At 70.9% G+C, this 12,018-nt stretch carries 15 protein-coding genes and 1 tRNA gene; 6 read left to right on the forward strand and 10 right to left on the reverse strand.

Annotated elements, in window-relative coordinates:
- Positions 1 to 49 precede the first annotated feature (49 nt).
- Both OG607_RS32520 and OG607_RS32525 read left to right on the forward strand, forming a co-directional pair.
- Positions 50 to 778, forward strand: a complete 729-nt coding sequence (locus tag OG607_RS32520; RefSeq protein WP_405731023.1) for a polyprenol monophosphomannose synthase — start codon at positions 50 to 52, stop codon at positions 776 to 778.
- Between the two features lie 64 nt (positions 779 to 842).
- Positions 843 to 914 (forward strand) — tRNA-Val (locus tag OG607_RS32525).
- 194 nt (positions 915 to 1,108) lie between these two features.
- Here OG607_RS32525 and OG607_RS32530 read toward each other — a convergent pair.
- Positions 1,109 to 1,930 (reverse strand): MerR family transcriptional regulator, encoded by an 822-nt coding sequence (locus OG607_RS32530; protein ID WP_405731025.1) that lies wholly within the window; start codon positions 1,928 to 1,930, stop codon positions 1,109 to 1,111.
- A gap of 113 nt (positions 1,931 to 2,043) precedes the next feature.
- Positions 2,044 to 2,181: a hypothetical protein gene (locus OG607_RS32535; RefSeq protein ID WP_405731027.1), complete on the reverse strand. Its 138-nt coding sequence runs from the start codon at positions 2,179 to 2,181 to the stop codon at positions 2,044 to 2,046.
- A gap of 40 nt (positions 2,182 to 2,221) precedes the next feature.
- Here OG607_RS32535 and OG607_RS32540 point away from each other — a divergent pair, with 40 nt between their 5' ends.
- A complete protein-coding gene (locus OG607_RS32540) occupies positions 2,222 to 2,674 on the forward strand; it encodes a VOC family protein (RefSeq protein WP_405731029.1) in 453 nt (150 codons plus the stop codon).
- 33 nt (positions 2,675 to 2,707) lie between these two features.
- Here OG607_RS32540 and OG607_RS32545 read toward each other — a convergent pair whose 3' ends face one another.
- Entirely contained in the window at positions 2,708 to 3,214 is a 507-nt protein-coding gene (locus OG607_RS32545; protein WP_405731031.1) for a hypothetical protein, read from the reverse strand.
- A 128-nt stretch (positions 3,215 to 3,342) separates the two neighbouring features.
- On the opposite strand from OG607_RS32545, the gene OG607_RS32550 reads away from it, so the two are divergent.
- A complete protein-coding gene (locus OG607_RS32550) occupies positions 3,343 to 4,785 on the forward strand; it encodes a family 43 glycosylhydrolase (protein WP_405731032.1) in 1,443 nt (480 codons plus the stop codon).
- Here OG607_RS32550 and OG607_RS32555 read toward each other — a convergent pair.
- The 4 genes from OG607_RS32555 to OG607_RS32570 form a co-directional block, all read right to left on the reverse strand.
- Positions 4,773 to 5,135, reverse strand: coding sequence for a class I SAM-dependent methyltransferase (locus OG607_RS32555; RefSeq protein ID WP_405731034.1), 363 nt, complete (start codon positions 5,133 to 5,135; stop codon positions 4,773 to 4,775). The two genes, OG607_RS32550 and OG607_RS32555, sit on opposite strands and share 13 nt — an antisense overlap.
- Complete coding sequence (locus tag OG607_RS32560; protein ID WP_405731036.1) at positions 5,132 to 5,278, reverse strand: hypothetical protein; 147 nt, start codon at positions 5,276 to 5,278, stop codon at positions 5,132 to 5,134. The genes OG607_RS32555 and OG607_RS32560 overlap by 4 nt, the downstream gene beginning before the upstream one ends.
- Positions 5,275 to 6,912, reverse strand: coding sequence for an alkaline phosphatase D family protein (locus OG607_RS32565; protein ID WP_405731038.1), 1,638 nt, complete (start codon positions 6,910 to 6,912; stop codon positions 5,275 to 5,277). The genes OG607_RS32560 and OG607_RS32565 overlap by 4 nt, the downstream gene beginning before the upstream one ends.
- A gap of 151 nt (positions 6,913 to 7,063) precedes the next feature.
- Positions 7,064 to 7,714 carry an HNH endonuclease family protein gene (locus OG607_RS32570; RefSeq protein ID WP_405737191.1) on the reverse strand — a complete coding sequence of 217 codons (651 nt, stop codon included), beginning with the start codon at positions 7,712 to 7,714 and terminating at the stop codon, positions 7,064 to 7,066.
- 261 nt (positions 7,715 to 7,975) lie between these two features.
- Here OG607_RS32570 and OG607_RS32575 point away from each other — a divergent pair, with 261 nt between their 5' ends.
- Both OG607_RS32575 and OG607_RS32580 read left to right on the forward strand, forming a co-directional pair.
- On the forward strand, positions 7,976 to 8,755 hold the full coding sequence (locus OG607_RS32575; protein ID WP_405737193.1) for an ABC transporter permease: 780 nt from the start codon (positions 7,976 to 7,978) through the stop codon (positions 8,753 to 8,755).
- Between the two features lie 210 nt (positions 8,756 to 8,965).
- Positions 8,966 to 9,547 carry a TMEM165/GDT1 family protein gene (locus OG607_RS32580; protein ID WP_405731040.1) on the forward strand — a complete coding sequence of 194 codons (582 nt, stop codon included), beginning with the start codon at positions 8,966 to 8,968 and terminating at the stop codon, positions 9,545 to 9,547.
- A gap of 98 nt (positions 9,548 to 9,645) precedes the next feature.
- Here OG607_RS32580 and OG607_RS32585 read toward each other — a convergent pair whose 3' ends face one another.
- The 3 genes from OG607_RS32585 to OG607_RS32595 form a co-directional block, all read right to left on the reverse strand.
- Complete coding sequence (locus OG607_RS32585; RefSeq protein WP_405731042.1) at positions 9,646 to 10,299, reverse strand: HAD-IA family hydrolase; 654 nt, start codon at positions 10,297 to 10,299, stop codon at positions 9,646 to 9,648.
- Between the two features lie 143 nt (positions 10,300 to 10,442).
- A complete protein-coding gene (locus OG607_RS32590) occupies positions 10,443 to 10,955 on the reverse strand; it encodes a hypothetical protein (protein WP_405737194.1) in 513 nt (170 codons plus the stop codon).
- 80 nt (positions 10,956 to 11,035) lie between these two features.
- Positions 11,036 to 11,944 (reverse strand): peptidoglycan-binding protein, encoded by a 909-nt coding sequence (locus OG607_RS32595; protein WP_405731044.1) that lies wholly within the window; start codon positions 11,942 to 11,944, stop codon positions 11,036 to 11,038.
- Positions 11,945 to 12,018 lie beyond the last annotated feature (74 nt).

A 12,018-nucleotide genomic window follows, 5' to 3' on the forward strand; every position in this document is an offset into this window, starting at 1 on the left:
ATGCAGGGTCGGGAGATGACGTTCCACGCCAGAAAAGGCCATCCAGTTAATGACCAGTGAATTCTCAGCTCCGGGCCGTGTCCTGGTGATCGTTCCCACCTACAACGAGTCGGGCAACATCGCCGCCGTGACCGCCCGGCTCCGCGCCGCCGTTCCTGAGGCCGACCTCCTCATCGCCGACGACAACAGCCCCGACGGCACCGGCAAGATCGCCGACGAGCTCGCCTCCGAGGACCCCGACGGCCGCATCCACGTACTCCACCGCCCCGGCAAGGGCGGCCTCGGCGCCGCCTACCTCGCCGGCTTCCGCTGGGGCCTCGACCGCGACTACGACGTCCTGGTGGAAATGGACGCCGACGGCTCCCACCGCCCCGAAGAGCTCCCCCGCCTCCTCGCCGCCCTCCACTGGTCCGACCTCGTCCTCGGCTCCCGCTGGGTCTCCGGCGGCGCCGTCGTCAACTGGCCCAAATCCCGCCAGTTCCTCTCCCGCGGCGGCTCCACCTACTCCCGCCTCATGCTCCGCCTCCCCGTCCGCGACATCACCGGCGGCTTCCGCGCCTTCCGCGCCCGCACCCTCCGCGGCCTCGGCCTCGACGAGGTCCAGTCCCAGGGCTACTGCTTCCAGGTCGACCTCCTCCGCCGCGCCGTCCAGCGCGGCTTCACCGTCACCGAGGTCCCGATCACCTTCGTCGAGCGCGAGCACGGGGTCAGCAAGATGAGCCGCTCGATCGTCGTCGAGGCGCTGTGGCGCGTCACGGTGTGGGGGATCAGGCGGTGACGGGCACGGGTATCGGTTTGGTGAGCAGGGGGTATGGCAGGGTAAAGTGACCACTCGTGTTCAGGGGCGTGTAGCTCAGCGGTAGAGCATCGCTCTTACAAAGCGAGGGTCGGCGGTTCGAGACCGTCCACGCCCACCTTGACCGGCGCAAATGCCCTCGGCGATCAAAGCCGGGGGCATTTTGTTCTGCCCGGCCCTCAAGCCGCTGATCCGTGGAGGGGTCGACCGCCTGGCTGTTCGGCTGCCGCCGCCTCACCGTGGGCAGCGGGACACCGTTGCGGTCTCCCGCTGCCCGAAGGTGCTCATCGGTCAGGCTGGGGGCGCGATTGATCAGGCCCGGGTCACCGGTGCCTGTAGTTCCGTCACCCAGTCGTCGCGGTTCTCGGGGCACTCCAGGTTGATCTCGCGGGGGTATCCCGTCGACTGGTAGCCGTTGGCGTCGGTCCAGCGGGCCAGGGTCTGGGCGGTGGGGAGCACGGTGTCCATCGAGCCGCGGTGCACGATGGTCGCCGCCTGGTCCAGGGGCGGCAGGTCGAGGATTCGGAAGGCGCCGTCCTGGAGAGGGGCGGAGACCTGGACGGCGGCGTGGACGCTGATCCTGCCGCCGCCCTCCGGGGCGTCCTCGTAGTAGGCGACACCGGGGCCCGTGGGGGTGATGCCCGCCGAGCCCAGGCGCCGGAACAACTCGTCGTAGAGCGGCCCGATGACCGGGCCGATGTCCTCGGGCTCGAAACTCGCGGCGGTTGCGGTCAGCTCCGCCACCCGGACGGTGGGGACGCTCTTGATGACAACGTCGTTCGTGGGCATGTGCCCCTCGCTCTCGATCGCTCGGAGCCTCGCCTCGACCTGGACCAGCCGTGCTCCTGCGGCAGCCATGGCGGTCTCCAGTTCGGCCCGCCGCAGCCGCAGCATGCCGCGCAGTTCCTCGGCGCTGACCTTCTCGTCCACGATGTCCTGCACCTGCTGGAGGGTGAATCCGAGGTCCTTGAGCGCGATGATCCGGTTGAGGCGGGCGAGCTGGGCAGCGCTGTAGTAGCGGTAGCCGCTGGCGGGGTCGACGTGGGCCGGGCGCAGCAGGCCGGTCGCGTCGTAGTGACGCAGCATCCGGACTGAGACGCGGCCGTGCCGGGCGAAGTCTCCGATGGTGAACATGATGTCTCCGAGCTGACCGCCTGACACGGTGTGAGGGTCAAGAAGCGGCTTGGCAACCGAGGAACACCAAGAACGCGGGGTAGCGTCACCAACGCGGCTGCATGGAGCGCCCGTCAAGCGAGCGTAACGCGCGGGTCGAAGTCCGCGTCCAGGAGTTCGCGCAGCCGGCGATCGCCGCACAGGGCCAGGGACGTGGAGGCGGCGCCGTGGGCGGCCAGGCGCGCACCGCGCGACATGTCAGGGCAGTTCATTGCTGCCTCCACCGTGCCTTCTCCGTCTACGGTGCCTCGTATGGCACTGAACTGGAAGCTTGTCATCGACGCCCAGGACGCGCCCGCGCTCGCGGATTTCTGGGCTGCCGCGCTGGAGTACGAGGTGGAGGACCCCGGCGCGCTCATCGAGCGTCTGCTGGCGGCCGGGCAGGTCGGCGAGGACGCGGTCACCGAACACAGGGGCCGTCGGATCTTCCGGGGCTATGCGGCGATCCGGCACCCGGAGGATCCGTTCGACGAGATCAGCGGCATCGGGCGGGGCCGCCGGGTGCTGTTCCAGGAGGTGCCGGAGGACAAGACCGTCAAGAACCGGCTGCACATCGACGTCCATTCCGAGCCGGGGAAGCTTGACGGGCTGGTGGCCCGGCTGCAGGCGCTGGGGGCGACCCGGGTCCGGGAGGTGGACAGGGGGCCGGCGGGGCACTGGTGGGTGATGCGGGACCCGGAGGGAAACGAGTTCTGCGCGGCCTGAGGCCTGAGGTCTGCGGCCGCAGGCTGTGGGGCATTACGTCACGGCCTCCGCGATCGCGCCGACCAGGGCGGAGGCCAGCGCGGCGGCTGCCGGGACTGACAGGACCGCCGGCCAGGCCGCCCGGAAGAGGGTGCGGCCGGTGGCGGCCAGGGCGGCCGTCACGGCGCAGGCGGTCAGCGTCAATCCGAACAGCACCATGGTCAGCCAGCCGCAGAAGGAGGCGACTCCCACGAGTACGTAGCCGCCGCCCGAGGTGAGTTGGACCGGAACGGTCGCACCTGCGGTGAGCGGCTGGGATATCGTCGCGCCCGGATCCACCGTCGTGCCGTCATCGGACCGGAAAGTCCCGTCACATTCGGTGTGGCTCCCCTTGGCTTCTCCGACCTGGGCGCAGGACCGGACGACGAACACACCCGGAGTCCCTTCCCAGCGCGCGGCGTAGGCGAGGTGCGGCACGTTCATGACGAGCGTCGCAATGGCGCCCGCGAACAGAGCGGCCACGAAGCCCACCAGTACCGCCACCCGCTTCCGTTGCGACATGTGCCTTTCCTGCCCCGGTTTACGGGCGCGTAAAGAGGGCGTGTCCGAACTGTTGACGGGCGCATGGCATACACCTATCTTCTGACCGAAGTTACGAACCTCGTTCGAAATTACGGACAGGAGCAGTTTTGAGGCGCCTCATCATCCGACTGATCATGGCCGTGACGGTCGTCCTGACCGCATCGCTCGCAGTCGGCACCGCTCACGCAACCGTCCCGGACTCTCCTGCCGTGACCTACACCAACCCGATCGCCGCGCAGCGCGCCGATCCGTTCATCTACAAGCACACCGACGGCTACTACTACTTCACCGCGACCGTGCCGGAGTACGACCGCATCGTGCTGCGCCGGGCCACCACCATCCAGGGCCTGTCCACGGCCCCGGAGACCACCATCTGGACCAAGCACGCCAGCGGTGTGATGGGCGCTCACATCTGGGCGCCGGAGGTCCACTACATCGACGGCAAGTGGTACGTGTACTTCGCCGCCGGGTCGACCAGCGACGTATGGGCGATCCGGATGTACGTCCTGGAGACCGACGCCGCGAACCCGCTGACCGGCACATGGACCGAGAAGGGCCAGATCGCCACCCCGGTGTCCTCCTTCTCGCTCGACGCCACCACCTTCGCGGTGAACGGCGTCCGCTACCTCGCCTGGGCGCAGCGCAATCCGTCCGAGGACAACAACACCAGCCTGTTCATCGCCAAGATGGCAAACCCCTGGACCCTCAGCGGCACCCCGGTCGAGATATCGCAGCCAACGCTGTCCTGGGAGACGATCGGCTACAAGGTCAACGAAGGCCCGGCGGTCATCCAGCACGGCGGCAAGGTCTTCATGACCTATTCGGCCAGCGCCACCGACGCCAACTACTGCCTGGGCATGCTCACCGCGTCCGCCTCCGCCGACCTGCTCGACCCGGCGTCCTGGACGAAGGGTTCGCAGCCCGTCTTCAAGACCAGTGACGCGACCTCGCAGTACGGCCCGGGCCACAACTCCTTCACGGTCTCGGAGGACGGGAAGTCCGACATCCTCGTCTACCACGACCGCAGCTACAAGGACATCACCGGCGACCCGCTGAACGACCCCAACCGCCGCACCCGCGTACAGAAGCTGTACTGGAACGCCGACGGCACCCCCAACTTCGGCATCCCGGTCGCCGACGGCGTCACCCCGCAGCGCTTCTCCTCCTACAACTACCCCGACCGGTTCATCCGGCACTGGGAGTTCCGCGCGAAGATCGAGGCGAACGTCACCAACCTCGCCGACTCGCAGTTCCGCGTCGTCACCGGCCTGGCGGGCACCGGCACGGTCTCGCTGGAGTCGGCCAACTACCCGGGCTACTACCTGCGGCACAAGAACTTCGAGGTCTGGGTGGAGAAGAACGACAGCACCTCGACGTTCGCGAGTGACGCCAGCTTCTACCAGCGTGCCGGACTCGCCGACTCCGCCGGAATCTCCTACGAGTCCTACAACTACGCGGGGCGCTACATCCGCCACTACAACTACCTGCTGTATGTGCAGGCCGTCAGCACCACCACCGCCCAGGGCGACGCGACCTTCTACGCGCAGTAGGCCCAGCAAGCGCGCACGAGCAGGAACGGCGGCAGACCGGCCCGGTTGGGCCGGTCTGCCGCCAGCGCTGCGTCTGGGGTGCCGTTGTCGTCGGTGGTCCAGCCGGCGTGGGGCGCCTCGAAGCAGGGGCGCGGGACGGTGAGGACCAGGTGGCCCCAGGGGCGGAGGACTCGGCGGACCGCGGTCAACGCGGCGGGGAGGTCGGGGACGTTGTTGAGGGAGAGTCCGGCGGTGACCCGGTCCACGGTGGCGGTGGGGACGGTGGCGAGGGTCTGGGCGTCGTCGACCACGTAGCGGGCGCCCGGGGAATGGGCGCCCGTGGGATGGGCGGCCTGGGCGTGGCCGATCATCCGGGGTGAGGGGTCGATGCCGATGGCCAGCCGAGGTCCAGGGCGTGGTGGCCGTGGAGGTCGCGGGCGAAGGCGTGCATGGGGGAGCCGGTGCGGATGCGGGCGGCGTACCAGTCGGCGATGGTGTCCCAGGTGTCGGTCAAGGAGCCTCCGGGGTGGTGAGGTCGGCGTCGAGAGGCGTACGGAAGCCGGGGCCGCGGGCCTGGTCGAGGCGGAGGCGGGCGGCGCGGCCTCGCAGGGTGAGGGTCATGAGCTGGTTGCCGAACCAGGGGCCGCCGGTGCGGCGCCAGGTGATGCGGGGCGGGGGGACGCGGCCGTGGCGGGAGAGGGCGCGGCCGAGGAGGCGGCCGGGGGCGCTCCAGGCGATGCGGAAGGCGAGACGCATGTAGGAGGGGACGGTGTTGTGGATGGGGGAGCAGGTGAGCTGGAGGAGACGGGATCCCGGCTGACGGGTCGGGGAGTGGGCCTCGGCGGTGTAGGCGTGGTGGACGTCGCCTGACAGGACACAGATCGTGGCGGGGGCCTGGGGGGAGGCGGCGATCCGGGTGAAGAGCTCGGCCAGGGCGTCGAAGGAGTGGCGGAAGGCCGACCAGTGCTCCAGGTCGGCTGCCTGGCGGAGGCGTTCGCCGCGCGGGATCCAGGGCAGGCCCCGTTCGCCGCGGGTGAGGGCGGAGGACCATTCCTCGGCGTGGTGGACGGCGTGGGGGAGGAGCCAGGGCAGCGAGGTGCCGATGAGGAGGTGGTCGAAGGTGCCGTCGGGGTGGGCCTGTTGGCTGAGCCAGTCGTGTTCGGCGGGGTCGAGCATGGCGCGGGCGTCCTCGTCCAGGACGCGGGCGGCGCGGGAGTCGACCATGAGCAGGCGTACGCGGCCGAAGTCGCGGCGGTAGCTCCAGCGCACCGAGGTCGGGTCGGTGTCGGCGCGGGCGGCGAAGGCGCGCAGCGCTTCCGTGCCGTCGGCGGTGGAGCATACGGCGGCGTAGAGGGGGTCGGTGGCCAGCTCGGCGGGGGTGAGGTTGCCCAGGTGCTGGTGGACCCAGTAGGAGGTGAGGCCGCTGACGATACGTTCCTGCCACCAGGGGGTCGCGCGGATGTCGGAGCGCCAGGCGTGGGAGGTGTTCCAGTCGTCGATGACGTCGTGGTCGTCGAAGATCATGCAGCTGGGGACGGTGGACAGCAGCCAGCGGATCTCGGGGTCGAGCCAGGACTCGTAGTAGAGATGGGCGTATTCCTCGTAGTCGGCGACCTGGTCCCAGGGCGGCTCGCTGAGGTCGCGGCGCTTGGCGAGCCAGGCGCGGGTGGCGGCGGAGGTCTCGTCGGCGTAGACCTGGTCACCGAGCAGGAGGAGGGCGTCGGGGCGGGCGGCGGTGCCGTCGGCGACCTGCCGGGCGAGGGTGTCGAGCGCGTCGGGGCCGACCGGGTCGTGGCCGTCGGCGGGCGGGGCGGCCCAGCGGCAGGAGCCGAACGTCACGCGCAGGGTCTCGGGTTCCTCGCCGGGGGCGTGGATGGTGCTGGGCGGGAAGGGCGAGCCGGGCAGCGGCCAGACCTGCTGCCCGTCCAGGAGCACGCGGTACGGGGTGCTGGTGCCGGGGCGCAGTCCGGTGACGGTGACGACGGCGTAGTGGTGGCCGGCGATCTGCCAGGTGCGGGCTGTGCCGTGGGCTCCGCTGTCGCAGACGACCTCGGCCTCGCGGGGCCGGTCGGCCTCGATCCATACGGTGGCGGTGTGGCTGTCGGCGTACCTGAGCAGCGGGCCGAGGCGCAGGGTTGCGGGGGCCATTGCGGGTGTGCCTCCCCTCCGGCGCGGTCGCAGTCGCGGTTCGTAAGACTACGGACGGACGGAGGGGAGGCAGGGTTCCCGTGGGGGGCTCTTGTGGGGGGAGGTATCAAGGGAGTTCGCCGAGCCCCTCACGGGAGTGAGGCAGGAGCGGTCAGCAGCTCGCGAGGTAGCTGGTGAGCGCGGACTTCTCGGCGCTGTCGACCGACAGGCCGTAGTAGTACTTCACCTGGACCCAGGCCCGCACGTAGGTGCAGTAGTAGGCCGTGCGCGGGGGCATCCACTCGGCCGGGTCCTGGTCGCTCTTGGACTGGTTGACGTTGTCCGTGACCGCGATCAGCTGCGGGCGGGTGAGGTCGTTGGCGAAGGCCTGGCGCTGGGCGGTGGTCCAGTTGCGGGCACCGGAGTCCCAGGCCTCGGCGAGCGGGACGAGGTGGTCGATGTCGAGGTCGGAGGCGGCGGTCCAGGTGGCGCCGTCGTACACCGAGTACCAGCTGCCGCTGGTGGCGGCGCAGGCGGAGCTTGTGACGACGTTCGTGCCGTCGCGCTTCAGGACCGTCTCACGGGTGTTGCAGGTGCCGCTGATGGTGATCCAGTGGGGGAACAGGTCGCGGTCGTAGCCGGTCCTGACCTCGGTCGCGACGGTGAGCGAGGCGAGGTAGGTGCGGGCGGTGGCGGCGCTGACCGGCGTGGGGAGCGCGGCCTGGGCCTGGGTGGACGGGCCGAAGAGGCCGATCAGAGCGATGAGTGCGGAGAGGGCGGCTATGAAACCGACCCGTCGACGCGCGTAGATACCGCGCCGCATCAATGCGCTGTCCTTACGGGACATTGCGAACTCCCTTGATGTGGGGGAATGTTGGCGGTAAAGCCAAGGTAAATCCTGTCGCCGCCGCGTTTCCGGGGAGCAAGCGGCAGGTAACAGATTGACGACATGTACACGTCATGTCGAGGGGGCGCGTACCCCCAAATCCAGCCGTTCCCGGGGCTTTTCGGCCCGCCGTCCTAGGGTGGCGGCGTGCTTCTCCTCGCCGTCCCCGTACGCGTCCCCGAGCGCAACCCCTCCGGCCTGGCGGTATCCGCCTCCGCCACCCTGCTGCCGGTCGACCGCACCCTCGGCGTCATCCTTGCCGCGCTGCTCATCGCGGCCGTCGCCGTCGCCGCGTACGCCCGGCTCTCCGACGGCCGCGAGGACTACGCCCGCGCCATCGCGCTCGCCGGGCTTCGCGCCACCGCCCAGCTCGCGGCCGTCTCCTTCGTCATCGGCTGGGTGGTCCACCATCAGGCGGCCCTGATCGGCTTCGTTGTCCTGATGTATACGGTCGCCGCCCGCACCGCCGGCCGCCGCATCACCCGCGACCCCTCCTGGCGCTGGGCGGCGGTGCCCATCGCGGCGGGCGCGCTGCCCGTCGTCGTACTGCTGGTGATCACCGGCCTGGTACCGGCCGACGGCATCGCCCTCGTCCCCGTCGCCGGAATCCTCATCGGCGGCGCACTCACCGCCACGGTGCTGGGCGGCCGGCGCGCACTGGAGGAGCTGCACACCCGGCACGGCGAGGTCGAGGCAGCCCTCGCCCTCGGCTTCACCGACCGCGACGCGCGGATGGAGATCGCCCGCCCGGCCGCCTCCACGGCCCTCGTCCCGGGCCTGGACCAGACCCGCACTGTGGGCCTGGTCACGCTGCCGGGGGCGTTCGTCGGCATGCTGCTGGGCGGGGCATCTCCCGTGATGGCGGGGGCGGTTCAGCTCTTCGTGCTGGTCGCACTGCTCGCCGTGCAGGCGGTGGCGGTGGCGGTGGTGCTGGAGCTGGTCGCCCGGGGACGGCTGACGTGGCAGGTGGACAGGTAGACTGAGAGCGTTCTGAAGGGGAGTAGCTCGTCGCCGGACCGTCGACATACTGGTTGATCTCGATCTGATCCTGATCAACCCGGCGCCCGGAGGCGGATTTTTTCCTACGTCCGCCAGCGAGACCTTCGGCCGCAGTGTTCAACGCTGCTGTGCCGAAGCGACCCCATTCGCCCATCGGCACGGCAGCCCGACCGATGAGGACCCCATCCCGTGTTCAGCTTCACCGTCGCCGCCATCGTCTTCGGCGTCGTCTTCCTCGCAGAGCTTCCCGACAAGACCGCGCTGGCCGGCCTCATGCTCGGTACGCGCTATCGCGCCTCGTACGTCTTCGCCGGTGTCGCCGCGGCCTTCGTCGTCCACGTCGCCTTGGCCATCGCGGCCGGCAGCGTCCTGGCGCTGCTCCCGCACCGCTGGGTCCAGGGCGTCGTCGGCCTGCTCTTCCTCGCGGGCGCGGCCATGCTGCTGCTCAAGAAGGACGACGAGGAGGAAGGTGTCCGCGAGCCCGCCGACCACAGCTTCTGGAAGGTGGCGGGCAGCGGCTTCATGCTGATCCTGGTCGCGGAGTTCGGCGACCTCACGCAGATCATGACCGCGAATCTCGCCGCCCGCTACGACGACCCGGTCGCGGTCGGGCTGGGTGCGGTGCTCGCCCTGTGGGCGGTGGCGGGGCTCGGGATCTTCGGCGGGCGGCTGTTGATGAAGCGGGTCCCGCTTGCGTTGATCACGAAGATCGCGGCCGGTGTGATGCTCGTGCTCGCTGGCTTCAGCCTGTACGAGGCGATCGCGGGCTGACGCTGCGGACCAACCTGCGGACCGCGGTGGGCCGGTCGCTCCGTTCTCCCCCAGCCTTCGGCCGGGGGGACCCCCACGCGCCCCTTCGGGGCTCGGCCCTAGCCGATGTGTAGGACGAGGCTGCCGTCCGTGGTGGCCTCGATCCGGATCTGCTCCAGGGAGTCCACGTGCGCGGTCGGGCCGTGCGCGGCCGCGCGGGGGCCGACGCCGACGACGCGCATACCGGCGGCGCGGCCGGCGGCTATGCCCACCTCGGAGTCCTCGAACACGATGCAGTCCTCGGGCCCGAAGCCGAGTTCGGCGGCGCCCTTGAGGAAGCCCTCCGGGTCCGGCTTGCTGGCACTGACGCGCTCGGCCGTCACCATGACGTCCGGCAGCGGGAGCCCGGCGGCCCGCATACGGGTCCGGGCGAGGGCGTCGTCGGCGGACGTCACGAGCGCGTGCGGCAGGCGCTGGGTCCGCAGCGCGGCCATGAAGGCCGGGGCGCCGGGGATCGGCACGACGCCGTCGATGTCGGCGGTCTCCTGGGCGAGCAGCTCGCGGTTCTCCGCGTAGTTCTGCTCCATCGGGCGCTCCGGCAGCAGCACCGCCATCGTGGCGTGCCCCTGGCGGCCGTGGACGACGGCGATGACAGCGTTGCCGTCCAGCCCGTGCCGTGCTGCCCAGCCGCGCCAGCAGCGCTCGACCACGGCGTCGGAGTTCACGAGCGTGCCGTCCATGTCCAGCAACAGGGCGCGGGCGGTCAACGGCATGCGTGCTCCTCCGGTAAGTACTCAGTGGCCCCGCCCGCCGGTCAGGGGAAACGGGCGGAACCACTTTGTTCCTACACGATACAAAACCCTGGACGCTTTACGCCAGGGGGTCCGGCCCTCGGGACGAGGTGTTCGCTCCGCGGCTACCTGCCGTCCACGTACTGCAGCAGCCCGTAAGTGAAGTGCGCGACGCGCTCCCGCCCGTCCGCCGGGTCGGTGAAACCCAGCCGCCAGCGGGTCGGCGCGTCGCCCTCCATCGGGACGACCGGCGCGAACGCCCGGGCGACCTCGTCGACCGTGCACGACCAGGGGGTCAGGTCGGCGGCCGTACGCGGCTGGGGGCCCGGCTCGCCGGGGGCGCGGATCAGCCACTCGTTCCACGTCGCCCCGCCCTGGGGCGCGCAGAGGATCTCGAAGCGCAGCGTCGGCCAGAGCGGGACGGGCCAGTACGGGGCCCGGCACGTCAGGTCGCCGATGCGGCGGGTCTGCTCGGCTTCGGGCGGGCCCAGGACGATCCGGTAGCGGCGTTCGCCCTTCGGGGCTCCCCGGGCGTGCGACCAGGCCTGCCATCGGCGGTTCGCTTCCCGGAGGTCGGCGTGGGTGACGCCGAGGGTGCGCAGCGCGTCCTCCACGAGGGCGGGCTGGTGGTCCGCCATGCGGCGGAGGAGGACGAGGGTGAATTCCGTTGGGCCGAAGGGGGCTGTCGCTGCCACGGTGTGATTCTGGCAGCCGTAGGTTACGGCTCCGTCGTACGGGACTCCAGCGACGCCCGCGTATTCGCACCGTAGACGCCGTCCGGGTCGCCCTCGACGTTGTAGATGGACTGGTAGCGGGAGACGGAGTCGCGGACCTCGGTGGTGTAGTGGCCGTCGGCGACGCCGGAGTAGAGGAGGACCTGGCGGAGGCGTTCCTGGAGTTCGACGACTTCGGGGCCGTAGTCGCCCGGGCTGAGGACGGGGGCGGTGGAGGTGCTGGCGGAGGGGCGGGAGGAGCGGGCGGCGGAGGTGGTGGACGAGGCGGATGACGGGGAGGAGGAACGCGAGGCGGTGGCGGAGGCGGACCGGGACACCGTGGCCGAGGGGGACGCGGAGGCGGAGGGCGAGGCGCTCGCGGTGGGGGAGGGGGAGCCGGCGGAGGCGGGCGTGGAGCGGGTGGCGGAGGGGAGGACGAGCTCGGCGGTGGAGGTCTGGTCGTCGGGGAGGACGCGCTCGGCCGGGTCGGGGCGGCCGAGGAGCTGGACGGCGAGCACGACGGCGCCGGCGACGACGGCGGTGGCCGTGACGGCCGCGGCGACCACCACGGGCGCCCGTCGCCGCCGCGGGCCGTCCTCCTCGGGCTCGCCCGGCCCCGGCCCCAGGCTCCGTACGACGGGAGCGGCAACGGTGACGGGGACCGGCAGTGCGAGGGGCAGCGGCACCGTCGCCGCGGTATCGGGCTCCGGCACGGGCTCCGGCTCCGGCGCGGGCACCTCGTCCGTGCTCGGGCCCGAGACGTAGGGCCGGATCCGCAGCGGGTGGAAGTCCGCGGCCTCGGCGACCGCGTCCTCGCGTATGGCCGCGCGCGCGGCGCACCCGCAGCCCGGCAGTCCGCCGTCGGTCTCCGCGGGGGCGTTGCATATGCCGCACGTGTCATCAGCCATAGCCATCGGCTGATTATGCAGACCTTCACATACGCAGCACAGTTTCACCCCCTGCAGGACCCGCACAAGTGGCCGTACAA

The sequence above is a fragment of the Streptomyces sp. NBC_01537 genome, from assembly GCF_045040445.1.
GTDB lineage: Bacteria > Actinomycetota > Actinomycetes > Streptomycetales > Streptomycetaceae > Actinacidiphila.